The 22,447-nt window shown below is 66.7% G+C and carries 26 protein-coding genes; 19 read left to right on the top strand and 7 right to left on the bottom strand.

Going from position 1 to position 22,447, the window contains the following annotated elements:
* Together H7J93_RS11455 and H7J93_RS11450 are read right to left on the bottom strand one after the other, a co-directional pair.
* Nucleotides 1–567, bottom strand: a complete 567-nt coding sequence (locus H7J93_RS11455; RefSeq protein WP_267306404.1) for a class I SAM-dependent methyltransferase — start codon at nt 565–567, stop codon at nt 1–3.
* A gap of 53 nt (nt 568–620) precedes the next feature.
* Nucleotides 621–1,388, bottom strand: a complete 768-nt coding sequence (locus H7J93_RS11450; protein ID WP_267306403.1) for an enoyl-CoA hydratase — start codon at nt 1,386–1,388, stop codon at nt 621–623.
* Between the two features lie 22 nt (nt 1,389–1,410).
* On the opposite strand from H7J93_RS11450, the gene H7J93_RS11445 reads away from it, so the two are divergent.
* From H7J93_RS11445 to H7J93_RS11435, 3 genes are all read left to right on the top strand, one after another.
* Nucleotides 1,411–1,683 carry a DUF2277 domain-containing protein gene (locus H7J93_RS11445; protein WP_267306402.1) on the top strand — a complete coding sequence of 91 codons (273 nt, stop codon included), beginning with the start codon at nt 1,411–1,413 and terminating at the stop codon, nt 1,681–1,683.
* Between the two features lie 5 nt (nt 1,684–1,688).
* Nucleotides 1,689–2,255, top strand: coding sequence for a DUF1802 family protein (locus H7J93_RS11440; protein WP_267306401.1), 567 nt, complete (start codon nt 1,689–1,691; stop codon nt 2,253–2,255).
* Nucleotides 2,256–2,407: 152 nt separating this feature from the next.
* Nucleotides 2,408–2,641, top strand: coding sequence for a hypothetical protein (locus tag H7J93_RS11435; RefSeq protein ID WP_267306400.1), 234 nt, complete (start codon nt 2,408–2,410; stop codon nt 2,639–2,641).
* 132 nt (nt 2,642–2,773) lie between these two features.
* Here the strand turns inward: H7J93_RS11435 and H7J93_RS11430 are convergent, their stop codons facing one another.
* Together H7J93_RS11430 and H7J93_RS11425 are read right to left on the bottom strand one after the other, a co-directional pair.
* A complete protein-coding gene (locus tag H7J93_RS11430) occupies nt 2,774–4,456 on the bottom strand; it encodes a CocE/NonD family hydrolase (protein ID WP_267306399.1) in 1,683 nt (560 codons plus the stop codon).
* 10 nt (nt 4,457–4,466) lie between these two features.
* Entirely contained in the window at nt 4,467–5,084 is a 618-nt protein-coding gene (locus H7J93_RS11425) for a TetR/AcrR family transcriptional regulator (RefSeq protein WP_267306398.1), read from the bottom strand.
* Between the two features lie 57 nt (nt 5,085–5,141).
* Here H7J93_RS11425 and H7J93_RS11420 point away from each other — a divergent pair, with 57 nt between their 5' ends.
* Both H7J93_RS11420 and H7J93_RS11415 read left to right on the top strand, forming a co-directional pair.
* The gene (locus H7J93_RS11420) at nt 5,142–6,275 is read left to right on the top strand and encodes a sulfotransferase family protein (RefSeq protein WP_267306397.1); all 1,134 of its coding nucleotides are present in this window, start codon (nt 5,142–5,144) and stop codon (nt 6,273–6,275) included.
* Complete coding sequence (locus H7J93_RS11415) at nt 6,265–7,326, top strand: DUF7064 domain-containing protein (protein WP_267306396.1); 1,062 nt, start codon at nt 6,265–6,267, stop codon at nt 7,324–7,326. Before H7J93_RS11420 ends, H7J93_RS11415 begins: the two co-directional genes overlap by 11 nt.
* Here the strand turns inward: H7J93_RS11415 and H7J93_RS11410 are convergent.
* Entirely contained in the window at nt 7,316–7,909 is a 594-nt protein-coding gene (locus H7J93_RS11410; protein ID WP_267306395.1) for a DUF3558 domain-containing protein, read from the bottom strand. The two genes, H7J93_RS11415 and H7J93_RS11410, sit on opposite strands and share 11 nt — an antisense overlap.
* A gap of 155 nt (nt 7,910–8,064) precedes the next feature.
* On the opposite strand from H7J93_RS11410, the gene pptH reads away from it, so the two are divergent.
* The 3 genes from pptH to truB are packed head-to-tail and all read left to right on the top strand — an operon-like array spanning nt 8,065 to nt 10,630.
* Nucleotides 8,065–9,015: an ACP phosphodiesterase PptH gene (pptH, locus tag H7J93_RS11405; RefSeq protein ID WP_267306394.1), complete on the top strand. Its 951-nt coding sequence runs from the start codon at nt 8,065–8,067 to the stop codon at nt 9,013–9,015.
* Nucleotides 9,012–9,692 carry a 4'-phosphopantetheinyl transferase PptT gene (pptT, locus tag H7J93_RS11400; RefSeq protein WP_267306393.1) on the top strand — a complete coding sequence of 227 codons (681 nt, stop codon included), beginning with the start codon at nt 9,012–9,014 and terminating at the stop codon, nt 9,690–9,692. Before pptH ends, pptT begins: the two co-directional genes overlap by 4 nt.
* A gap of 11 nt (nt 9,693–9,703) precedes the next feature.
* Nucleotides 9,704–10,630 (top strand): tRNA pseudouridine(55) synthase TruB, encoded by a 927-nt coding sequence (gene truB, locus H7J93_RS11395; protein WP_267306973.1) that lies wholly within the window; start codon nt 9,704–9,706, stop codon nt 10,628–10,630.
* Between the two features lies 1 nt (nt 10,631).
* Here truB and mntR read toward each other — a convergent pair whose 3' ends face one another.
* Nucleotides 10,632–11,303, bottom strand: a complete 672-nt coding sequence (gene mntR / locus H7J93_RS11390) for a manganese-binding transcriptional regulator MntR (RefSeq protein WP_179968047.1) — start codon at nt 11,301–11,303, stop codon at nt 10,632–10,634.
* Between the two features lie 112 nt (nt 11,304–11,415).
* On the opposite strand from mntR, the gene H7J93_RS11385 reads away from it, so the two are divergent.
* The 7 genes from H7J93_RS11385 (at nt 11,416) to H7J93_RS11355 (ending at nt 18,568) form a co-directional block, all read left to right on the top strand.
* A complete protein-coding gene (locus H7J93_RS11385; RefSeq protein ID WP_267306392.1) occupies nt 11,416–12,390 on the top strand; it encodes a bifunctional riboflavin kinase/FAD synthetase in 975 nt (324 codons plus the stop codon).
* A gap of 198 nt (nt 12,391–12,588) precedes the next feature.
* Nucleotides 12,589–12,858, top strand: a complete 270-nt coding sequence (rpsO, locus tag H7J93_RS11380; RefSeq protein WP_267306391.1) for a 30S ribosomal protein S15 — start codon at nt 12,589–12,591, stop codon at nt 12,856–12,858.
* Between the two features lie 64 nt (nt 12,859–12,922).
* Nucleotides 12,923–13,372, top strand: a complete 450-nt coding sequence (gene lppU, locus H7J93_RS11375; RefSeq protein ID WP_267306972.1) for an LppU family putative lipoprotein — start codon at nt 12,923–12,925, stop codon at nt 13,370–13,372.
* 303 nt (nt 13,373–13,675) lie between these two features.
* The gene (locus H7J93_RS11370; protein ID WP_267306390.1) at nt 13,676–15,940 is read left to right on the top strand and encodes a polyribonucleotide nucleotidyltransferase; all 2,265 of its coding nucleotides are present in this window, start codon (nt 13,676–13,678) and stop codon (nt 15,938–15,940) included.
* Nucleotides 15,918–17,264: a M16 family metallopeptidase gene (locus tag H7J93_RS11365; protein WP_267306971.1), complete on the top strand. Its 1,347-nt coding sequence runs from the start codon at nt 15,918–15,920 to the stop codon at nt 17,262–17,264. Before H7J93_RS11370 ends, H7J93_RS11365 begins: the two co-directional genes overlap by 23 nt.
* A gap of 18 nt (nt 17,265–17,282) precedes the next feature.
* The gene (bla, locus tag H7J93_RS11360) at nt 17,283–18,170 is read left to right on the top strand and encodes a class A beta-lactamase (RefSeq protein WP_267306389.1); all 888 of its coding nucleotides are present in this window, start codon (nt 17,283–17,285) and stop codon (nt 18,168–18,170) included.
* Between the two features lie 8 nt (nt 18,171–18,178).
* Entirely contained in the window at nt 18,179–18,568 is a 390-nt protein-coding gene (locus H7J93_RS11355; RefSeq protein WP_267306388.1) for a YchJ family protein, read from the top strand.
* Here the strand turns inward: H7J93_RS11355 and ald are convergent, their stop codons facing one another.
* Entirely contained in the window at nt 18,569–19,684 is a 1,116-nt protein-coding gene (ald, locus tag H7J93_RS11350; protein WP_267306387.1) for an alanine dehydrogenase, read from the bottom strand.
* 91 nt (nt 19,685–19,775) lie between these two features.
* Between ald and aldR the strand changes: the two genes are divergently transcribed.
* From aldR to H7J93_RS11330, 4 genes are all read left to right on the top strand, one after another.
* Nucleotides 19,776–20,291 carry an HTH-type transcriptional regulator AldR gene (gene aldR, locus H7J93_RS11345; RefSeq protein WP_267306386.1) on the top strand — a complete coding sequence of 172 codons (516 nt, stop codon included), beginning with the start codon at nt 19,776–19,778 and terminating at the stop codon, nt 20,289–20,291.
* A 188-nt stretch (nt 20,292–20,479) separates the two neighbouring features.
* Nucleotides 20,480–21,214 (top strand): 4-hydroxy-tetrahydrodipicolinate reductase, encoded by a 735-nt coding sequence (dapB, locus tag H7J93_RS11340; protein ID WP_267306385.1) that lies wholly within the window; start codon nt 20,480–20,482, stop codon nt 21,212–21,214.
* Nucleotides 21,214–21,678: a tetratricopeptide repeat protein gene (locus tag H7J93_RS11335; RefSeq protein ID WP_267306384.1), complete on the top strand. Its 465-nt coding sequence runs from the start codon at nt 21,214–21,216 to the stop codon at nt 21,676–21,678. The genes dapB and H7J93_RS11335 overlap by 1 nt, the downstream gene beginning before the upstream one ends.
* 21 nt (nt 21,679–21,699) lie before the next feature.
* On the top strand, nt 21,700–22,446 hold the full coding sequence (locus H7J93_RS11330; RefSeq protein WP_267306383.1) for an alpha/beta fold hydrolase: 747 nt from the start codon (nt 21,700–21,702) through the stop codon (nt 22,444–22,446).
* Nucleotide 22,447: the final 1 nt, after the last annotated feature.

Below are 22,447 nucleotides of genomic sequence, written 5' to 3'. Positions count from 1 at the left end.
TCAGCCGGGTATGCGCGCGATCATCGTCCAGCCGTAGTCGTTGGTCCTGACGTGTACGTCGCCGAATCCGGCGGCGGCCAACCGAGACGGCAGTGAATCCGGGTCGACGGGGTTGTAGTTGTCGCCTTCATGCGCGACGGCCAGTTCGTCGCTACCAAGGCTGTCGCTGGCCACCAGCGCCGCACCGGGCTTCAGGACCCGCGCGATCTCCGCAAACAGCTTGTCCTGCAGCTCCACGGTCGGCACATGGTGCAGCATCGTGAAACAGGCTGCGCCCGTGAACCTTCCGTCGGCGAAGTCGAGTGCCGTGGCGTCGCCGTTGACGATCTCGACCGAGGGATTGTCGGCGAAGCGCTCACGGAGCAACGCGGCGAGCTTGTCGTCGATCTCGACCGATGTCAGTCGTGCGGTCGACGCGCCGAGCACGTCGGTGGTGGCGCCGTATCCTGGCCCGACCTCGAGAACGTCGTCGCCGAGATCGGTTTCGCCCAGCGCCCACGGCAGGATGACTTCGCGAATCATCTGACGCCACTCGTCGCTGCCGCAGTATTCGTGTGCTTCGTTCACGCTCGACAGCGTACGAGGCCACGCGAACTCGCGGAATCGTATGGCACGCGCGGTTACCGGACCTGCGCGCGACCCCGCTCGAACACCGCGGCGCGGTTGGCGGCGATGTCGTCGCCGGTGGCCGTGCGCATCCACTCGAGGGCCGACTCGGCCTCGATCGCCAGCGCCTCGGAGGTGCCGGCCTCGTCGATGCGGTGATACGACGCGAGCAGGGCGCGTACGGCTTTCTGGTTGTTGCCGACGATGGAGGCCGCCACCCGCCGCGCGGCCGGCAGGAGCTCGTCGTGCGGCACCACCTCGGTGACCAGTCCGGCCCGCAGTGCCTCGGCGGCCGAGAGATAGTCGCCCGTCATGCTCATCCGGCGGGCCAGTCCGACGCCGACCTTCTGCGGTAGCCGGACCGACAGCCCCCAGGTGGGCATCAACCCGACCCGGGCGTGGGTGTCTGCGAACTTGGCGTTCTCCGAGGCGATCAGGATGTCGCAGTACAGCGCCAGCTCCAGCCCGCCGGTCACCGCGGCGCCGTTGATCGCGCCGATCACCGGCTTGGTCATCGACGGCCACTTCGGCGAGATGTCGGGCAGTTCGGTGGAATCGCCGAGTTCCTTGAGGTCCAGCCCCGCACAGAACACCGGATCGGCACCGGTGAAGATGACGACGTCGACGTCATCCGAAGCCTCCGCGTCCCGCAGCGCCTGGAAGAACTTCGTCCGAAGCTCCGACGACAACGCGTTGCGGGACCGCGGGCGGTTCAGTGTCAGCGTGCGCACCCGATCCTGGGTGTCGATCAGCAGGACGTCGGTGTTGTTGGGGTTGGTCATGGGTCGAACCTATCGTGGAGCCATGTGCCGAAACATCACGGAGCTACGCGGCCTGGAACCGGCGGCCACTCCCGAGGAGATCGAGGCCGCCGCGCGTCAGTACGTCCGCAAGGTCAGCGGCATCACACGGCCGTCCGGCGCCAACGCCGAGGCCTTCGAGGAAGCGGTCGCCGAGGTCACCGCGACCACCACCCGGCTCTTGGGTGGGCTGCAGCCGCGCCGTCAACCGCCCAAGACCGTTCCGCCGCTGCGGCGCCCCGAGGTGCGGGCGCGGATGGCCGCCGGGGCCGGCTAGCCGCGATGGCGGAGACGGGCACACTCACCCAGCCCGCGCTCAAGGAGTGGGGCGCGGCCGTGCACGGGCTGCTGGACGGCAGACAAACCGTGCTGCTGCGCAAGGGCGGCATTCACGAGAAACGGTTCGCGCTCAGCGCCTCGCGCTTCCTGTTCTTCCCGACGGTGGCGCACAGCCACGCCGAGCGAGTCAGGCCCGAACACCGCGATCTGCTCGATGCCGCCGCTGCCGACAGCACCGCCGACGAGGTCGTCCTGCGAGCTGGCGCGAAAGTCGTTGCCGCCGTTGAGGTCAGCAGGCCCGAGAATCTCGACGAGATCGAATCCCTGCACATCTGGACGGCCGACTCGGTGCGGGCCGACCGGCTGGACTTCCGGCCCAAACACCGTCTCACCGTGCTCGTGGTGCAGGCCAGCCCGCTGCGCGCGCCGATACGACTGCAACGCACGCCCGACTATGCGGGGTGCAAGAGCTGGGTTCCGCTACCCCTCGAGCCCGACTGGGCGCCGCCGGTGCACGACGATGCCGCACTCCAAGAGATCGCCGCACAGGTCCGCCGCACCGTCGCCTGACGCAGGTTGCCAGAAATAGCGGATATTTGAATTTCATTTGAGGTAGGAGCCGCCCGCAATATCTCTCCCTAGATTGAATCTTGTATGACACAGACAGCGACAAATTCGTCGATTGTCTGACACGACAAGAAATGGATCTAGGAGAAATTCGTATGAACACCAAGCCGCACACTCTCGCACTGTTGATCGGCGCCGGGGCCGTCGCCGCCGCCATCGCGTCGGCACCAGGCGCCGCCGCCTCCAGCGTCACGACCACGCATGAATCGGCGGGAACCACCACGACTCAGCGGCCGGGGCACGTCTCGATCTACACCGAGCCTCCGGTGATCTCACCCCCGCAGGTGTGGGGACCCTTCTCGTCGCCCGCCTTCATCCTGGGTGACTGAGCGCAAGAAAGGTGGCAGGTGAATGGGTCTCGGACCCGTTTCCCCTGCCACCTTTTTATCGTTCGAATATGCGTTTTCTATGAAAAGCTTGCCATTCGGGAATTGTCCCATTAAGGCGAGCAATTCATTTGCTCAGCGGGCGGAGGGCGGCTCCGGCCCCGCGGGTAGTACGAGCCGCGATACGCCGCCGTCCCCGAGATGCACCGTGTGCGTCGACACCATCAGCTCACGGCCGCGGGCCATCGGCTCGGCGGTGCCGAGGTTGCGCACGAACCGTGGATGCGAGCCCCCGGCGACCAGCACCCGGATCCGCGAGCCGGCGCGGAACCGGTGCGCGGTCGGATCGAGTTCGATGCGAACGGTGTCAGCACCCGTCGAAGCCGTTGGGCTGCGGCGGTATCCGTCGCTGACGTTCCGGGACACACCCTTGGCGTCCACTTCGCTGATGCGTACGAACAGGTCGTGATAGGGGTTGTCGCAGGAATGGGACAGCTCGATGACCGGGGTGCCGACGACGTAGAGGTCGGTCGGCAACCGGTCGCCGGTGAAGCACAGCACGTCGGGTCGTTCGGCGAGCTTGTCGTCCTTGCGATAGCCGCCCTCGGGGGCGAGCAATCGGCCGCCGATGGTCGGTGTCGGGTCCACGGGGTTGTAGGTGAATCGGCTCGGCGGCGCCGTGTCCGGCGGAGCCGCGTCGCCCAGCCTGCCGGTCGGCTGCAGGTAGAGCACGCGTTCCGGCATGGCCGGCGGCCACTCTGGCAGGTCGATCCAGCCTTTCCCCTTGATCTCGACTCGCACCGGGCTTCGCGACGTGCCCTGCCCGCCGAGGTGGGCGCCGAGCCAGTCGAGCGATTCGCGGATCACGGTAGGGGCGCCCTTGTACATGACGTGCGTATGCGTCCACGCTCCGACGGTCATCGCGACGTCGACCCCGCGACTCTTGAGCGCGTCGTACTGCGCCAGCGTCTGCTCCAGGAACAGGTCCTGCCACCCGCCGACCAACAACACCGGGATGTCGGTGCGCTTCAGTGCATCCCGGAGATGCCGGGGCGCCCAATACTGGTCGTCGGGTTCGGGATGGTCGAGCCACTCCTCCCACCACAGCGCGCGGTCGCCCAGCAGGGCGCGTCCGGCCTCTCCGATCGGTAGCCCCTTGGTGGCGCGCGCCAGCGCACGGCGTGCGCGTACCTGCGCGATCAACGCGCGCAGCCGGGGATCCTCCTGGTGCGCAACGAGGTTGCTCCAGCCGAGGAAGTCGTTGAGCCCGAAGGAGCCGGTACCCCAGCGGGGGCCGCTGACATCGTGCGGACCCACGGTGATGACGGCGGCCTTCATCTCCGGCGGCGGATCGTTGAGCAGTGCCCATTGGGTGAAGCCCAGGTACGACAGGCCGATGGTCGCGAAGGAACCGGTGAACCATGGCTGGTTGCGCAACCACTCGACGGTGTCCGCACCGTCGGCGACCTCGTTGGCCATCGGCTCGAACTCGCCGCCGGAGCCGAATGTGCCGCGCACGCTTTGGAATACGACGTGATAACCGCGGGTGGCGTACACACCGGCGAACAACGTGGAGAAGGGGAACCCCCGGCCGTACGGACAGCGCACCAGCAGCGTGCCCGCGGGAGTGGCCGTCGTCGGCGCGTAGTGGTCGGCGACCAGTTCGACACCGTCGCGCATCGGCACCCGCACAGGGTGCACGGTGAAGTCGCACGTTCGGGGTGGGAGGTGCAGGACTCTGCTCAACGTCCGGCCGGTGAACGTCTTGAACTTTCCCGCGGCCGGCGATGCAGTCGTGGAATCGGATACGGCGGTCACGTCACACAGGCTACGCAGGTGGTGGGTCGTCGTCGGTGATTGCCGTCACGACCTGTGTCATCAGCCAGCCGATCGCCCGGGTTGCGGTGGCACCGTCGACGCCCCACACCCCGACCAGTCGTTCGTAGGAGGGCACATTCCAGAGCACGTCGAGCAGGCCCGCGGCGACCCGCTGTTCGGCGATCGACCAGCCGGGGGCCGCCGCCGACACTGCGCGCATCAGCGCATCGCGCCGGCGCGCGTCGACGCCGACGAACGTCGGGTCCTGCGGCGTCTCGACGGACGGGTGCACCGAGAACCGTTGCAGTGCGGCGAATACGCGGGCGGTGACCTCGCCGATGTTGGTCAGGTCGACGTCCTCATAGGAGACCCCGGCCTCGGACTCGAGCCGCTGCATCACCGCGTCGTGCAGGTGCCGTTCGGTGGGGAAGTGGCGGTACACGGTCCGCTCACCGACACCCGCGCGCTCCGCCACCGCCTTGAACGTGAGGTCCCGCCAGTTCCAGGAGTCGAAGGCGTGCACCAATTCACTGCCCGCCGTGACGATGCGTTCTCGGGTCTGGGCGGCCTTCTGCTGACGGGCCCGGTTGTCGTAGGTCCGCCGATTCGCTATTGACGCCTCGCCCATAATGGCGACAGTATACTGTCATCAATTTGGGAGCTCTCGACGATCGGGAGGTGCGGCGTGGCATCACCGGCCGAGTTGATGGCCGCCGCCGTCGAGCGCACCGGCCTCGACGACTTCGGCGACGATTCGTTCCGCGAGGGCCTGGAGATCCTGGTGCGCGCCCTGCAGGACGAAGCGCGACTGAACGCCAGGGGCGAGGCGTTCGTCTACGACCGCCTGGGGCTGCATCTGTGCCAGCGACTGCAGGTCGAGGACTGGTACCGCAGGCACCCCGAGATCGACGACGAGCCCATCGACGCGCCGCTGTTCGGCCTCGGCCTACCCCGCACCGGATCGACCGCGCTGTCGTTCCTGCTGGCCCGGGATCCGCACGGCCGTTACCTGCGCAGCTGGGAGTCCACTCGGCCGTGCCCGCCGCCGTCGACGGTCCGCGGCGAGGATCCGAGGATCCCGCCCGATCAGCGACCCGTCACCGTCGGTACCCGCCATCACGTGCCCAACGACGTTCAGGGGCCGATGGAATGCCTCGACCTGATGGCGCTCGACTTCAAATCCCAGATGTTTCAGGCCTTCGCGCAGATCCCGTCCTACTCCGACTGGCTGCTCGAGCGCGCCGACTTCACCTCCACCTACCGCTACGAGCGACGCGTGCTCAAGCTTCTGCAGTGGGGGGAGCCGAGACGGCCGTGGCGGCTGAAGTCGCCGGCCCACGTGATCTCGCTCGACTACCTCGACCGGGTGTTTCCCGATGCGAGATTCGTGATGACGCACCGCGACCCGACCGACGTGATGCTGTCGGTCGTCGACGTGTACACCGACATCGTCGGAGGATTCACTGACGAGGTCGACCATCGGTACCTCGGTGAGCTCAACGTCAAGCAATGGTCGACGGGCATGGACCGCGTGCTGAAGTTCCGGGCCGCGGGCGCCGATGATCGCTTCTACGACATCCACTTTCGCGCGATGCAGAACGACCCGGTAGGCGAGGTACGCCGGATGTACGACTGGCTCGGTGAGCCCGTGACCGACGAGTTCGAGGACGGCATGCGCACCTGGTGGGCCGAGAACGCCGAGAACCGGGAACCGCATCCGAAGGCTGATCCTGAGGTGTTCGGCTTGGACCTCAACGCAATTCGCCCGCTGTTCGCCACCTACGTCGACACCTACTTGGGAGCCTCGCATGCCGATTGATCTGACCGGTGGCATCGACCCGCTGCGCGAATACATGTTCGCCGAGCGACCGGACGACCCGGAGATGCGGGATTCGGTGAGCTTCTGGGTCCTCGACGATCGCGGTGAGGTCGGGCTGCCGCGCATCGGAATCGAGGCCGTCGCCGCGAATTGGGAGGCGCACGGCGTGCAGGTCAATGTCGCCTTCGCCGACGGCCGGGTGTACCGGCTGCGTGACGAGGGCAAGAGTCTGCCGTCGGCGGGTCCGGACGGGAGGCCGACGGTGCTGGGTGCTGGCCCGCTGGTGTTCAGGTGTGTCGAACCGTTCGACGTGTGGTCGATGACGTTCGACGGGCAGGCCGTTGCGACGTCGTCGACCGATCTGATCGCGGGGCGCAAGGACGGGCCTCGGGTCGATCTGCGCTTCGAGGTCGAGGCGAAGATGGCGGTCCCGCCGTGGGTGCAGGGCGCGTTGCAGGCCGACGCTGACGCGCAGCTGAAGACATCGATCGTGGGCGACCTGATGGGAGGGCCGCGCTACGAGCAGCTGTTCCGTGCGACGGGCGCGGTTCACGTGGCGGGGGAACAACACGACTTCAGCGGCACCGGCCTGCGAATCCGCCGCCAGGGCGTGCGCAGGCTGGAGGGCTTCTGGGGACACTGCTGGCAGTCGGCGCTGTTCCCGGACGGTAGGGCGTTCGGCTACATCGCCTATCCGCCGCGGCCCGACGGCGAGCCGGCGTTCAACGAGGGGTACGTCTATCTCGGCGAGGGGAAGCTGATTCCGGCCCGGGTCGTGGCAGCGCCGTGGCTGCGGCGGCTGCAGGCTCGCGGCGGGGACGTCTCGGTCGTGCTCGAAACCGAAAGCGGCACAGTGCGAATCGAGGGCGAGACGGTGGTGTCGACACACGACATCACCGATCCCAGCGAGGTCCCCGCGGAGATGCTGGAGAAGATGGCCAACTGGACGTTTCCGGCGCTTCAGCAGGCCGGCGTGCGCTACCGGTGGGACGGTGAAGAGGCCATCGGCATGCTCGAACGGTCGAGCCCGATGGACAAGATCACTGGCTAGTGTCGCCGTCGCCCTGGAACTTGTAATAGGGGATCAGGTCGTGGGCGCGCTGCAGGTTGGTCTGCATGCAGTCGGGGGCGGGGTTGGAGTAGATCGGTGAGTAGAACAGCGTCTGCTGGATCATGCCGTAGCTGGTGTCGAACGCCATCGCGCAGGTGATCCACCACCGGTTGTTCCAGTCGGTCGGCTTCATCACCCACCACTGCGCAGCGCGGTGACCGTCGATGTCGAGCTGGACGGCGTCGGCGGGCAAGGACTCCTCGAACTTCTTCCACACGAACGGCTCGATGGTCAACTGATAGTTGCCGGCGTCGTACTTGCACCGCAGCCCCTCCTCGGGGGACGGCGGCGTGAAGGCGAGGCCGAGCGCCGCGACGGCGTCGAGCGGAATGTCGCGGCACGGGCTGAACGGGTCCGGGTCGACGGTCTCGACGACCGGGTACTTGATGCTGGTTGTGACGTTGGTCATCGGAATGTCGGCGGCCCGGACCTGCAGAGGGCCGTCGGAATTGGACTGGCTCATTACGACGACCGCCGCGACCAGCGCACACAACGCTGCGAGAATGCGCAGCTTGGCGACCATTCCACCCCTTAGTGTCGTGGCGGCGCGGCCGCCGTCATCGGGACCGACCCTGCCCGGGAGTGTAGCGGCCGGGGCGGACCGGCCGAAGCGGAAACGAGAACCTGTTCTAGTTGGAGTGCGAGAGGTTTCGCTACCCGCACGTAGGCTGGAGGGCTGTGACACGTGACGGCCGGCAGCCCACTCTCTGGGCCATCAGCGACCTGCACACCGGTCACACGGGCAACAAGCCCGTCACCGAGTCGCTCTACCCGTCCACCCCCGACGACTGGCTGATCGTCGCGGGCGACGTCGGCGAGCGCACCGACGAGATCCACTGGGCGCTGGACCTGCTGCGGAAGCGCTTCGCCAAGGTGATCTGGGTGCCAGGCAACCACGAGCTGTGGACCACCAACCGCGATCCGATGCAGATCTTCGGCAAGGCCCGCTACGACTACCTCGTCAACATGTGCGACGAGATGGGCATCATCACCCCCGAGCACCCGTTCCCGGTGTGGACCGAAGAGGGTGGTCCGGCGACCATCGTGCCGATGTTCCTGCTGTACGACTACACGTTCTTGCCGCAGGGGGCCGCGACCAAGGCAGAGGGATTGGCCATCGCCCGCGAGCGCAATGTCGTCGGAACCGACGAGTTCCTGCTGTCATCCGAGCCCTACGCCACGCGTGATGCGTGGTGCCGCGACCGGGTGGCCTCCACCCGCAAGCGGCTCGAGGACCTCGACTGGATGACGCCGACCGTCTTGGTGAACCACTTCCCACTGGTCCGCGAACCCTGCGACGCGATGTTCTATCCCGAGTTCTCGCTGTGGTGTGGCACCACGGCCACCGCCGACTGGCACACCCGCTACAACGCGGTGTGTTCGGTGTACGGGCATCTGCACATCCCACGCACCACCTGGTACGACGGGGTGCGCCATGAAGAGGTCTCCGTCGGGTATCCGCGGGAATGGCGCCGCCGCAAGCCCTATCGCTGGCTTCGTCAGGTGCTCCCGGACCCGAAGTATGCGCCCGGCTATCTCAACGAGTTCGGCGGACACTTCGAGATCACCCAGGAGATGCGCGACCACGCCCAGAAGGTGCAGGAGCGGATCAAGGCCAGGCAGCCATGACGGTCATGGCCACCCTGCTCTCTGGCGTACTGCCCGGCGATGCGCAGGCGCTCGCCGCCGCCGAGATGTACACCGACCCACCGGAACTGAAGCCGCTGCCCGAAGAAGAGCCGCTGATCGCCAAGTCGGTGGCCAAGCGGCGCAACGAATTCATCACCGTGCGCTATTGCGCGCGCGAAGCGCTGTCCGAACTCGGTGTCGGACCCGTGCCGATTCTCAAGGGGGAGAAGGGCGAACCGTGTTGGCCCGACGGCATCGTCGGCAGCCTCACCCACTGCGAGGGCTTCCGCGGAGCCGCGGTGGGCCGGCACGGCGAGGTTCGTTCGGTGGGTATCGACGCCGAGCCGCACGGCGTCCTGCCGAATGGCGTCCTCGACGCCGTCAGCCTGCCGGGGGAGCGCGCCGAACTGCGTGCGCTGCCCGACGGACTGCACTGGGATCGAATCCTGTTCTGCGCCAAGGAAGCCACCTACAAGGCGTGGTTTCCGCTGACGAAACGCTGGCTGGGATTCGAGGATGCACACATCACGTTCGACGTCGACGACAGCGGCACCTCGGGTCAGTTCGAGTCACGGATCCTGATCGATCCGGCCGCACTGTCGGGTCCGCCGGTGGAGACGTTGTCGGGCCGGTGGTCCGTGCGTGACGGGTTGGCGCTGACGGCGATCGTGCTGTGAGTTCCGGCGGGCTGGGCCCACGGCCGCAGGCCAGGGGAGAGCGAAGCGACCGGGGAACTAGCACAGCCGGACTTGTCGTGGTGGACAAGCCGGCGGGCATGACCAGTCATGACGTCGTCGGCCGCTGCAGGCGCATCTTCGGCACCCGAAAGGTCGGGCACGCAGGCACTCTCGACCCGATGGCGACCGGAGTCCTGGTCGTCGGCATCGACCGGGCCACCAAGATCCTCGGCATGCTGACCGCCACCGACAAGTCCTACGCCGCGACCATCAGGCTGGGCCAGACCACGTCGACCGAGGACGCCGAAGGCGAAATGCTGCAGACGGTTTCGGCCGCCCATGTGACCGAGGCGCAGATCCAGACGGCGGTGGCCGCGCTGCGCGGTGACATCGACCAGATCCCTTCGGCCGTCAGTGCCATCAAGGTCGGCGGTCAACGGGCCTACAAGCTGACGCGCGAAGGGCAGACCGTCGAACTCGAGTCGCGCAGGGTCCGCATCGACCGCTTCGATGTGCTCGACGTACGAAGCGACGGCGACCTGCTCGACGTCGATGTCGAGGTCGACTGCTCCAGCGGCACGTACATCCGCGCCCTGGCACGGGACGTCGGCGAGGCGCTGGGCGTCGGTGGACATCTCACTGCGCTGCGACGGACCCGTGTCGGGCGCTTCGGGCTCGACCAGGCCGTACTTCTCGATGAGCTGGCCGAACGGCCGCGCCTTTCCTACTCGCTCGACGAGGCGTGTCTGCTCACCTTCCCGCGCCGTGACCTCACTGCCGAGGAGGCCGAGCACACCCGGCACGGCAGGGCACTGGAGCCGGCCGGCATCGACGGGACCTACGCCGCGACGTCGCCCGACGGGAAGGTGATCGCATTGCTGCGCGACGAAGCGGCGCGCACGCGGTCTGTCGTCGTGTTGCGCCCTGCCACGTTGTGAGCTAGCTGACCACCCAGATCGCTTCTGCGGCAGGGCTTCCCAACTCCACTGTGGTGCCCTTTTCGTGTTCACCCGAACCGGCGGGCTTGACGGCGACGGATATCATGCCCGCGAAGTCACGCCGGGCCAGCACCATCAGCCGCGAGTCCAGGCTGATGCCGACGCTGTCGAAGTACCGCAACATCTCCGGATCGGCGTCCGAGATCCGGGCGACGACTCCGGTGTCGCCGTCGCGGCAGATCGACAGCTGCCGCGCATCGGGGGTCGGCACATGGCCGTCCGCGGCGGGAATCGGATCGCCGTGCGGGTCGCGGGTGGGATGGCCGAGCTTGGCGTCGATGCGATCGAGCATCGTGTCGGACACGGCGTGCTCGAGCACCTCGGCCTCGTCGTGCACCTCGTCCCAGCTGTAGCCGAGCTCGCGGACGAGGAAGGTCTCCATCAACCGGTGCCGGCGCACCATCGCCAGCGCGGCCGCGCGGCCGGCGGCAGTCAGCGTCACGGCGCCGTATTTCTCGTGATCGACGAGTCCCTGATCGGCCAGCTTGCGGATGGACTCCGACGCGGTGCTCGCGGACACCCCGATCCGCTCGGCCAGCATCTTCGTGCTGACCTTCTCGTGCGACCACTCCTGGGCCGTCCAGATGACTTTGAGGTAATCCTGGGCGACCATCGTCAGGTCGCGCGGGTTACCGTTCGGATTCACAGGTCAAATTCTAGGCAGTTGTCGCCTGATGTGGTGATCTAGCCGGACCGTCGTGGCGGCCGCGCCGTAGGCTTGCGCTGTGCAGCGCTGGCGGGGACAAGACGAGATCCCGACGGACTGGGGCCGATGTGTCGTCACCATCGGCGTGTTCGACGGTGTTCACCGAGGCCATCAGGAGCTGATCAACCACGCGGTGAAGGCGGGTCGGTCGCGCGGCGTGCCGACGGTGTTGATGACCTTCGATCCGCATCCGATGGAGGTCGTCTTCCCCGGCAGCCATCCCGCCCAGCTGACGACGCTGGCACGGCGTGCTGAGCTCGTCGAGGAAATGGGCATCGACGTGTTCCTGGTCATGCCGTTCACGTCGGATTTCATGAAGCTGACGCCCGAGCGCTACATCCACGAACTGCTGGTCGAGCGCCTGCATGTCGTCGAGGTGGTCGTCGGGGAGAACTTCACGTTCGGCAAGAAGGCCGCGGGCAACGTCAGCCTGCTGCGCAAGGCGGGCGAGCGGTTCGGCTTCGCGGTAGAGAGCATGACGCTGGTGTCCGAGCACCACCGCGACGAGACCGTCACGTTCTCGTCGACCTACATCCGCTCGTGCGTCGACGCCGGCGATGTCGTCGCCGCCAGCGAGGCCCTTGGGCGCCCCCATCGCGTCGAGGGTGTGGTGGTCCGCGGCGATGGACGCGGCAAGGTGCTGGGCTTTCCGACCGCCAACGTGGCGCCGCCGATGTATTCGGCCATCCCTGCCGACGGCGTCTACGCGGCGTGGTTCACCGTGCTCGGCCACGGACCGATCGCCGGGACCGTCGTCCCAGGTGAGCGCTATCAGGCGGCGGTGTCGGTCGGTACCAACCCGACGTTCTCGGGGCGGACCCGCACGGTGGAGGCGTTCGTGCTCGACACGTCGGCAGACCTGTACGGCCAGCATGTCGCCGTCGATTTCGTCGCGCGCATCCGCGGGCAGGAGAAGTTCGCCAAGGTCGAGGACCTGGTCACCGCGATGGGCGTCGACACCGAACGCGCCCGCGCCATCCTGGCCGCCCACTGAACTCTGCGCCGAGTGCCACGCTTGTTGACACGAAAGCCCAGGACCGGGTGCTAACAAGCGTGCAGTCGGCGGATTTCGCAGCTCAGGGGCGGCGCTGCTAGACTCTCGCCCGACCGAGCGCGTGCTGCAGTTCGCGGTGGCTGCGCTTCTTACGGGGACACAAACCCCTTGTTCGCGGACCGATAGATGGAGTAATTCGTGGCGCTCACTGCCGAACAGAAGAAGACCATTCTCAGCGAGTACGGCCTGCACGACACCGATACCGGCTCGCCGGAGGCCCAGGTCGCGCTGCTGACCAGGCGCATCTCTGATCTCACCGAGCATCTCAAGCAGCACAAGCACGACCACCACTCGCGGCGCGGGCTGCTGCTGCTCGTCGGCCGCAGGCGTCGCCTGCTGAAGTACGTCGCCCAGGTCGACGTGGAGCGCTACCGCTCCTTGATCGACCGGCTCGGCCTGCGTCGCTGACCCGACGCACGTGCGGAACCTCTCCGCGATCGCCGCAGCGGCGATCGCGGGCCTGCTGGCTTCGATGGGGGCTTTGACCGGCTGTTCGTCCGGCTCCGCTGCGAACCTGGCGGTGGGCGACTGCCTCAAGACGGGCGGCACCCCGGAACGGCCCGAAGTGACCAAGGTCGACTGCGGTAGCCGGGATTCCAACTTCAAGGTGGCTGCCACCGTCGAGGACAGCGACCTCTGCCCCGCGGATGTCGACTCCTACTACTCGATGCGCGGCGCCTTCTCCGATGCCACCACGACGATCTGCATGGACATCGACTGGGTGGTGGGCGACTGCATGAGCATCGACCCCACCAACGACAAGGATCCGGTGCGGGTGGACTGCGACGACGCCTCGGTGCCCAACCGCCAGCGCGTCACCGAGATCCTGGAGAACGTCGCCGACGTGGACCAGTGCGCCACGGGTGTGGGCTATCCCTACGACGAGCGCAACTTCACCGTCTGCGTCGAGGACGTCGCCTGAGGCACGCGGGAGGCCCCTGGGATTTCGGTGCCGTACCTGCTGCAATGTAGGATGGATGAGTTCGACTGCCGGTTTCGGCTCGAACGTCTGGGTGCGGTGATCGCAGATCCGCGAGCACCGTTCCCGCGTCTCACGACAGGACCCGCCTGATCGCGCGGTCTTCGGTAGTGGTTGCCGGGTAGGACACCCGACAGCTTCGATCGATGGCCGTGGCCAAATCGAGGCCGGTGGTTCACACGCTGTGACGACGCGAAACAGCTGAACAGTGGAAACTGTGAATCCAGAGAGGCCATACGGACACCTATGTCTGTAGTTGAACTTGAAGACGGCGTATACGAGACCACCGCCGTCATCGACAACGGGAGCTTCGGCACCCGCACCATCCGTTTCGAGACCGGTCGGTTGGCCAAGCAGGCCGCCGGCTCCGTCGTCGCCTATCTCGACGACGACACCATGCTGTTGTCGGCCACCACGGCCAGCAAGAGCCCGAAGGACCACTTCGACTTCTTCCCCCTGACGATCGACGTCGAGGAGCGGATGTACGCCGCCGGGCGTATCCCCGGCTCGTTCTTCCGCCGCGAGGGCCGGCCGTCGACGGACGCGATCCTGACCTGCCGCCTGATCGACCGGCCGCTGCGTCCGACCTTCGTGTCGGGTCTGCGCAACGAGGTCCAGGTCGTCGTGACCGTGTTGAGCCTTGACCCCAAGGACCTCTACGACGTGCTGGCCATCAACGGCGCCTCGGCGTCGACCCAGCTGTCGGGTCTGCCGTTCTCCGGCCCGGTCGGCGGTGTGCGTGTCGCACTGATTGACGGCCAGTGGGTCGCCTTCCCGACCGTCGAGCAGCTCGAAGGAGCCGTCTTCGACATGGTGGTCGCGGGCCGCAAGGTAGCCGACGACAGTGACGATATAGCGATCATGATGGTCGAGGCCGAGGCGACCGAGAACGTCGTCGCGCTGATCGACGGTGGCGCGGGCGCCCCGACCGAAACCGTGGTCGCCGAGGGCCTCGAGGCCGCGAAGCCGTTCATCGCCGCGCTGTGCGCCGCGCAGCAGGAGCTGGCCGACGCGGCGGCCAAGCCGACCGCCGATTTCCCGGTGTTCCCGGAGTACCAGGACGATGTGTTCGACTCTGTCGCCGCTGTGGCCACCGAGGAGCTGTCCAAGGCGCTGACCATCGCAGGCAAGGAAGAGCGCAACGATCGCACCGATGAGATCAAGGTCGAGGTGCTGGAGCGGCTGGCCGAGCAGTTCGAAGGCCGCGAGAAGGAGATCGGCGCGGCATTCCGGTCGCTGACCAAAAAGCTTGTACGTCAGCGGATTCTGACCGACCACTTCCGCATCGACGGCCGCGGGATCACCGATATCCGCGCGCTGAGCGCCGAGGTGGCCGTGGTCCCGCGGGCACACGGCAGTGCGCTGTTCGAGCGCGGCGAGACCCAGATCATGGGTATCACCACCCTCGACATGGTCAAGATGGCGCAGCAGATCGACTCGCTGGGACCCGAGACCTCCAAGCGCTACATGCACCACTACAACTTCCCGCCGTATTCGACCGGTGAGACCGGTCGCGTCGGTTCGCCCAAGCGCCGCGAGATCGGCCACGGCGCACTGGCCGAGCGGGCCCTGGTGCCCGTGCTGCCTAGCGTCGAGGAGTTCCCGTACGCGATCCGCCAGGTGTCTGAGGCGCTGGGCTCCAACGGCTCGACGTCGATGGGCTCGGTGTGTGCGTCGACGCTGTCGCTGCTGAATGCCGGTGTGCCGCTGAAGGCTCCGGTTGCGGGCATCGCGATGGGTCTGGTGTCCGACGATGTCGAAACCGAAGGTGGCGGCACCGAGCGGCGCTTCGTCACGCTCACCGACATCCTCGGCGCCGAGGATGCGTTCGGCGACATGGACTTCAAGTGCGCGGGCACCAAGGACTTCGTCACCGCGCTGCAGCTGGACACCAAGCTCGACGGCATCCCGTCGCAGGTGCTGGCGGCAGCGCTGGCGCAGGCCAAGGACGCGCGACTGACCATCCTCGAGGTGATGGCCGAGGCCATCGACACGCCCGACGAGATGAGCCCGTACGCACCGCGCATCACCACGATCAAGGTGCCGGTCGACAAGATCGGTGAGGTCATCGGGCCCAAGGGCAAGATGATCAACTCGATCACCGAGGAGACCGGCGCGCAGATCTCGATCGAGGACGACGGCACCGTGTTCGTCGGCGCCTCCAACGGTGAGGCGGCGCAGGCCGCGATCGACAAGATCAACGCGATCGCCAACCCGCAGCTGCCCAAGGTCGGTGAGCGGTTCCTCGGAACCATCGTCAAGACAACCGATTTCGGCGCCTTTGTGTCATTGCTGCCCGGCCGGGACGGCTTGGTGCACATCTCCAAGCTGGGCCGTGGCAAGCGGATCGCCAAGGTGGAGGATGTCGTCAAGGTCGGCGACAAGCTGCGCGTGGAGATCGCCGATATCGACAACCGCGGGAAGATCTCGCTGGTTCTCGTCGCCGAAGACGATGCCGCAGATGCCCCATCGGAGACTGCACCAGCAGATGCCGCAACGGCGACGAGTTAGGGCGTTGCGCCGCGGCACAAGCAACGCGGAGTCATCTACACGGTCCCAGGTGCGTCGCACCGTATTGCCCGGTGGCCTGCGCGTGGTCACCGAGTACATCCCGTCGGTGCATTCGGCATCGGTCGGGGTCTGGGTCGACGTCGGCTCCCGTGACGAGGGACCCAGCGTTGCCGGTGCGGCGCACTTCCTGGAACACCTGCTGTTCAAGTCCACCCCGACGCGCACCGCGGTCGACATCGCGCAAGCCGTCGACGCGGTCGGGGGTGAGCTGAACGCGTTCACCACGCGCGAGCACACGTGCTACTACGCGCATGTGCTCGACACCGACCTCGAGTTGGCCGTCGACCTGGTGGCCGACGTGGTGTTGCGAGGGCGTTGTGCCGCAGAGGATGTCGAGATCGAGCGCGATGTCGTGCTCGAGGAGATCGCCATGCGTGACGACGATCCCGAAGACACCCTCGGCGACGTCTTCCTGTCGGCGATGTTCGGTTCGCACCCGGTCGGTCGGCCGGTGATCGGCAGCGCAAAGTCGATCGCGGCGATGACGCGGACGCAACTGCATTCGTTTCACATGCGTCGCTACACGCCGGAGCGGATGGTCGTCGCAGTCGCCGGAAACGTCGAGCATGACGAGGTCGTGACGTTGGTGCGCGAGCACTTCGGCCCGCGGCTGGTTCGCGGCCGCAAGCCGGTGCCGCCGCGCAAGGGCACCGGGCGCGTCACGGGCCGGCCCACCTTGGAGTTGGTCAACAGGGACGCCGAGCAGACCCATCTTTCGCTGGGCGTCCGGACCCCGGGCAGGCACTGGGAGCACCGCTGGGCGCTTTCGGTGCTCAACACCGCGCTGGGCGGCGGCCTGAGTTCCCGTCTGTTCCAACAGATCCGGGAAACCCGTGGGCTGGCGTACTCGGTCTACTCGACCGTGGACACCTTCGCCGACGGCGGGGCGCTGTCGATCTACGCGGCGTGCCTGCCTGAGCGCTTCCCCGAAGTCGTGCGGGTCACCGCCGACGTGCTCGAGGAAGTCGCCCGCGACGGCATCACCGAGACGGAATACCGCATCGCGAAGGGCTCACTGCGCGGGGGACTGGTGCTCGGTCTCGAGGACTCCGGCTCCCGAATGAACCGGATCGGCCGCAGCGAGCTGAACTACGGTACGCATCGCAGCATCGAAGACACCCTCGCCAAGATCGAGGCGGTGACGCTCGATGAGGTCAACGCAGTCGCACGCAAACTGCTGTCCCGCCAGTACGGTGGCGCTGTGCTCGGCCCGCAAACTTCGAAAAGGATGTTGCCGCAGCCGCTTCGGGCGATGACACGCTGATCGCCTAGTGTGGAGTCAATGACTCCACTTTCTCGGCGACACGTCCTGCTCGGCGGCTTGACACTCGCAGCGGTGGCCGCATCCTCGCACACGATCGCGTTGGCCGACCCCTCGTCGTCGGTGGACGCGTCGATCCAAGACCTCGAGCAGCGGAACAACGCGGCCATCGGCGTCTTCGCGGCGAACCTGGTGTCCGGCAAAACGGTGGCGCATAGTGCCCAAGATCCGTTCGCGATGTGCTCGACGTTCAAGGCCTACGCGTCGGGGCGGGTGTTGCAGATGGCCCAGCACGGCGAGCTGTCGCTGGACGACACGATGTTCGTCGACCCGGCGGGCATCTTACCGAATTCGCCCGTCACGCAATCGCGTGCCGGCGGTGACATGACGCTGGCCGAACTGTGCCAGGCCGCATTGCAACAGAGTGACAATGCCGCCGCCAACCTGCTGTTGACCAGGATCGGCGGCCCACAGGCGATCACCGCCTTCGCGCGCAGTATCGGCGACGAACGTACGCGGCTCGACCGCTGGGAGACCGAGCTGAACACGGCGATTCCCGGCGATCTGCGTGATACCAGTACGCCGGAGGCGCTCGGTGGGGGCTTCCGCGCGCTACTGACCGGCGATGTGCTCGCACCACCTCAGCGTCGGTTGCTCGAGGACTGGATGCGCGCCAATCAGACGTCGAGCATGCGGGCCGGGCTTCCGCCGGGCTGGACCACCGCCGACAAGACCGGCAGCGGCGACTACGGCAGTACGAACGACGTCGGCATCGCGTACGGCCCTGAGGGCGAACAACTCCTGCTCGCGATCATGACGCGGACGAAGGCCGACGACCCGAAGGCGGAGAACATGCGTCCGCTCGTCGGCGAGCTGACTGCACTGGTCTTTCCGACCCTCATCGCTTAACGGTCACGATGCGCCCGACCGAGCTGTGCCCGTGTGGGTCGGAGGAACCGTTCGGACGCTGTTGTCTACCACTACATCTCGGCGAGCGCCTTGCCGAGACCGCCGAGCAGCTGATGCGCTCGCGCTACAGCGCGTATGCGGTCGGCGACCTCGACTACATCTGGCAGACGTGGCATCCGCGGACGCGGCCGGAGACGTTGACGCCCGACACCGCGTTGACCTGGACCGGGCTGGAGATCATCGACACCGTCGACGGGCAGCCCGGTGATGCGACGGGTGAGGTCGAATTCCGCGCGCACTACCGGGAAGACAGACGAAGCGGGACGCTACATGAGCGGTCCCGCTTCGCCTTTCGAGCCCGTCGGTGGTTGTACGTGGACGGGGAGTTGTACCGGTGATCAGGCCAGCAGCGTGGCCGGATCCGTGAAGGGCAGATCCAGATCGGCGGCGACCTGCTGGGAGAGCAGCGACCCCTGGTGCGTCGACAGGCCCTTGGCCAGCGCCGGATCTGACTCGCAGGCGGCCTGCCAGCCCTTGTCCGCGAGCTTCAGGACGTACGGCATCGTCGCGTTGGTCAGCGCGTAGGTCGACGTGCGCGGCACCGCGCCCGGCATGTTCGCGACGCAGTAGAACACCGTGTCGTGCACCGCGAAGGTCGGATCGTCGTGGGTGGTGGGCCGCGAGTCCTCGAAGCACCCGCCCTGATCGATCGCGATGTCGACGAGCACCGCACCCGTCTTCATATGTGCGACAGTCGAATTCTTCACCAGCTTCGGAGCCTTGGCGCCCGGCACCAGGACCGCGCCGATCACCAGGTCCGCCTCCTTGACGGCGTCCTCGAGGTCGAGCATCGACGAGTAGCGGGTCTCGATGGCTCCGCTGTTCTCGTTGTCGATCTTGCGCAGCGTGTTGATGTTGACGTCGAACACGGACACGTGGGCGCCCATGCCCTTCGCGATGCGGGCGGCGTTGTAGCCGGCCACGCCGCCGCCGACGACGACGACCTCAGCCGGTGCGACGCCGGGCACGCCGCCCATGAGCACGCCGCGACCGCCGTGGCTGCGCATCAGGTGATATGCGCCGACCTGGGCGGCGAGCCTGCCCGCGACCTCGCTCATGGGGGCGAGCAGCGGCAGGGAGCCGTCGGCCAACTGCACGGTCTCGTAGGCGATCGACGTGGTGCCCGACGCGAGCAGTGCGTCGGTGCACGGCTTTGACGCCGCAAGGTGCAGGTAGGTGAACAAGGTCTGGCCCTCGCGCAGGCGCGAGTACTCGGCCTCGATCGGCTCCTTGACCTTGAGCAGCAAGTCGGCCTCTTCCCAGACCTCGTCGACGCTGTTGATCATCTGCGCGCCAGCGCGCTTGAAATCGTTGTCGGAGATCGCAGACCCCTCGCCTGCGCCCACCTGGATGAGTACCTCATGGCCTCGGTGGACCAGCTCGGCGACGCCGGCCGGGGTGATGGCGACGCGGTACTCGTTGTTCTTGATCTCGGTCGGGATGCCGACGCGCATGACCGCTCCTATAGTCGAAGTGCTGTGTAAAGTGTGAAGAATGTTCGATGTATTGGCAATAACCCTGTTGATACTTCGTTAGTATCACTGCATGGCCGAAGAACTGTCGAAACCGGCGGCGCGTCAAACACGTCCGCCGAAGGATGTTCAGGCCATCGAACTCGACGACGTGGATCGGCGGATCCTGCTGACCCTGCACGGCGACGCGCGCATCTCCAACAGCGCTCTGGCCGACGTCGTGGGCATCGCCCCGTCGACGTGTCACGCCAGGCTGCGGCGGCTCCAGGACCTGGGCGTCATCCGCGGCTTCTACACCGATATCGACCCTGCGGCCATCGGTCTGACTCTGCAGGCGATGATCTCGGTGAGTCTGCAATCCAACGCGCGCGGCAAGATCCGCAACTTCATTCAGCACATCCGCAGCAAGCCACAGGTGATGGACGTCTACTTCCTGGCAGGCGCCGAGGACTTCATCCTGCACGTCGCCGCGCGCGACACCGAGGACCTGAGGTCGTTCGTGGTGGAGAACCTCAACGCCGACGCCGACGTGGCAGGTACGCAGACGTCGCTGATATTCGAACACCTGCGGGGCGCATCCCCGCTGTAGCCGTTGACCCTGCGTCTACGCCGCAATTGCTCGCGCTTTCGCGGCGTGGGCGCAGAGTGAACGTGGAGCAGCGGATCGAGACTGCTGCCAGCGCGCGATTTTTCGCAGAACCGTTGCTCTGACAGCAGTCTCAACGGGCAGCTGGGGAAGTCAACGGGCGGTCCAGCGTCACCAACTAGGGTTGCCCCATGCGAGTCGGAGTACTGGGGGCAAAGGGCAAGGTCGGCGCGACCATGGTGGCGGCCGTCGAGGACGCCGAAGACCTGACGTTCACCGTCGGCGTCGACGCCGGTGATCCGCTGAGCCAGCTGGTCGACTCCAGCACCGAGGTCGTCATCGACTTCACCCATCCCGACGTCGTGATGGACAACCTCAAGTTTCTGATCGACAACGGGATCCACGCGGTTGTCGGCACCACCGGGTTCACCGACCAGCGGCTGGACCAGGTCCGGCAGTGGGTGGCCGCCAAGCCGGACGTCGCGGTGCTCATCGCGCCGAACTTCGCGATCGGCGCTGTGCTGTCGATGCATTTCGCGCAGCAGGCCGCCCGGTTCTTCGAATCGGTCGAGGTCATTGAGCTGCATCACCCGCACAAGGCCGACGCGCCGTCGGGCACGGCCGCGCGTACGGCGCGTCTGATCGCGGAGGCGCGAAAAGGACTTCCGCCCAACCCCGACGCGACCAGCACAGGCATCGACGGTGCCCGCGGTGCCGACGTCGACGGCATCCCCGTGCACTCGGTGCGGTTGGCCGGCCTCGTCGCACACCAAGAGGTGCTCTTCGGAACGCAAGGCGAGACGCTGACGATCCGGCATGACAGCCTCGATCGCACCTCCTTCGTCCCCGGCGTTCTGCTCGCGGTACGCAAGGTGGCCGAGCATCCCGGGCTCACCGTGGGTATCGAGCCGCTGCTCGATCTCTGATGAGCGAGCGATCGCAGGCCCTGCGCATCCAGCTGCTGATCGGCTTCATGTGCGTGGCGCTGATCGTGTATTTCATCCTGCTCGGCCGAATTGCGATGGCGTTCATCACTTCTGGCGAACCCGCAGCGATCGGTCTGGGTCTGGCGTTGATGATCATGCCCCTGATCGGCATGTGGGTCATGGTCAGCACGCTGCGGGCCGGGCTGACGCACCAGCGGCTGGGCAGGATCGTCAAGGACGAGGGCATGGAACTCGACGTCAGCTCGCTGCCGCGGATGCCGTCCGGACGTATTCAGCGCGACGCCGCCGACGCGCTGTTCGCGACCGTGCTCGCCGAATTGGAAGCCGATCCGGACAACTGGCGACGGTGGTATCGGCTCGCTCGTGCCTATGACTACGCGGGTGACCGCAGCCGCGCGCGCGAGGCCATGAAGAAAGCGGTCGAGATGGAGGAGCGGACCTGACGCGGTGCAAGGATGTTCAGCATGACTGTGGTTTTGGTGCACGGGAATCCGGAGACCGAAGCGATTTGGGGTCCGCTCGTCCAAGCTCTCGGACGCGACGATGTGGTGCGGCTGTCCCCGCCCGGATTCGGTGCACCCCTGCCTGACGCCTTCCCGGCGACCTACCTCGTATACCGCGACTGGCTGGAAGGCGAGCTCGAGAACATCGACGGTCCGTTGGATCTTGTCGGGCACGACTGGGGCGGGCTGCATGTGGTCAACGCGATGATGCATCAACCCGAGTTGGTTCGAAGCTGGGCCAGCGACGTCGTCGGAATTTTCGACCCCGACTACGTCTGGCACGACTTGGCTCAGGTGTGGCAGACGCCAGGTGAGGGCGAGCAACTCGTCGAAACGATGTTCGGCGGCGCGGTCGAGGATCGCGTCGCCCAGTGGGCCCCCTTCCTCCCGACGGACATCGCAACGGCGATCGCTGCAGCCCAAGGCCCGGACATGGGCAGGGCGGTTCTGTCGCTCTACCGCTCGGCGGCACAGCCGGGAGAAATGGCCGAGGCCGGCGGAGGCTTGCAACGATGTGCTGCCCGGCCGGGTCTTTCACTGCTGGCCACCGCGGACACGTTCGTCGGTTCAGAGGAAATCCGGCGTCGCGCAGCCGAACGAGCCGGTGCCCGCACAGAGGTGTTGGACGGGTTAGGGCACTGGTGGATGGTCGAAGACCCGACTCGCGGCGCGGACGCACTCACCCGCTTCTGGGGAACACTCGACTAGT

The sequence above is a fragment of the Mycobacterium barrassiae genome (assembly GCF_025822765.1).
Lineage (GTDB): Bacteria > Actinomycetota > Actinomycetes > Mycobacteriales > Mycobacteriaceae > Mycobacterium > Mycobacterium barrassiae.
Note: the sequence above shows the minus strand (reverse complement) of the source record. Positions and strands in the feature narration are given on the sequence as shown.

What these genes read in the sequence shown, in the direction of transcription:
- H7J93_RS11445 (WP_267306402.1), top strand. Translation starts at nt 1,411, where the DNA reads ATGTGCCGAAACATCACGGAGCTACGCGGCCTGGAACCGGCGGCCACT.
- H7J93_RS11425 (WP_267306398.1), bottom strand. Translation starts at nt 5,084, where the DNA reads ATGGGCGAGGCGTCAATAGCGAATCGGCGGACCTACGACAACCGGGCC.
- H7J93_RS11370 (WP_267306390.1), top strand. Translation starts at nt 13,676, where the DNA reads ATGTCTGTAGTTGAACTTGAAGACGGCGTATACGAGACCACCGCCGTC.
- H7J93_RS11440 (WP_267306401.1), top strand. Translation starts at nt 1,689, where the DNA reads ATGGCGGAGACGGGCACACTCACCCAGCCCGCGCTCAAGGAGTGGGGC.
- H7J93_RS11410 (WP_267306395.1), bottom strand. Translation starts at nt 7,909, where the DNA reads ATGGTCGCCAAGCTGCGCATTCTCGCAGCGTTGTGTGCGCTGGTCGCG.
- dapB (WP_267306385.1), top strand. Translation starts at nt 20,480, where the DNA reads ATGCGAGTCGGAGTACTGGGGGCAAAGGGCAAGGTCGGCGCGACCATG.
- H7J93_RS11330 (WP_267306383.1), top strand. Translation starts at nt 21,700, where the DNA reads ATGACTGTGGTTTTGGTGCACGGGAATCCGGAGACCGAAGCGATTTGG.
- ald (WP_267306387.1), bottom strand. Translation starts at nt 19,684, where the DNA reads ATGCGCGTCGGCATCCCGACCGAGATCAAGAACAACGAGTACCGCGTC.
- H7J93_RS11365 (WP_267306971.1), top strand. Translation starts at nt 15,918, where the DNA reads ATGCCGCAACGGCGACGAGTTAGGGCGTTGCGCCGCGGCACAAGCAAC.
- bla (WP_267306389.1), top strand. Translation starts at nt 17,283, where the DNA reads ATGACTCCACTTTCTCGGCGACACGTCCTGCTCGGCGGCTTGACACTC.
- lppU (WP_267306972.1), top strand. Translation starts at nt 12,923, where the DNA reads ATGGGGGCTTTGACCGGCTGTTCGTCCGGCTCCGCTGCGAACCTGGCG.
- H7J93_RS11355 (WP_267306388.1), top strand. Translation starts at nt 18,179, where the DNA reads ATGCGCCCGACCGAGCTGTGCCCGTGTGGGTCGGAGGAACCGTTCGGA.
- H7J93_RS11435 (WP_267306400.1), top strand. Translation starts at nt 2,408, where the DNA reads ATGAACACCAAGCCGCACACTCTCGCACTGTTGATCGGCGCCGGGGCC.
- H7J93_RS11415 (WP_267306396.1), top strand. Translation starts at nt 6,265, where the DNA reads ATGCCGATTGATCTGACCGGTGGCATCGACCCGCTGCGCGAATACATG.
- H7J93_RS11335 (WP_267306384.1), top strand. Translation starts at nt 21,214, where the DNA reads ATGAGCGAGCGATCGCAGGCCCTGCGCATCCAGCTGCTGATCGGCTTC.
- pptT (WP_267306393.1), top strand. Translation starts at nt 9,012, where the DNA reads ATGACGGTCATGGCCACCCTGCTCTCTGGCGTACTGCCCGGCGATGCG.
- mntR (WP_179968047.1), bottom strand. Translation starts at nt 11,303, where the DNA reads ATGGTCGCCCAGGATTACCTCAAAGTCATCTGGACGGCCCAGGAGTGG.
- aldR (WP_267306386.1), top strand. Translation starts at nt 19,776, where the DNA reads ATGGCCGAAGAACTGTCGAAACCGGCGGCGCGTCAAACACGTCCGCCG.
- H7J93_RS11450 (WP_267306403.1), bottom strand. Translation starts at nt 1,388, where the DNA reads ATGACCAACCCCAACAACACCGACGTCCTGCTGATCGACACCCAGGAT.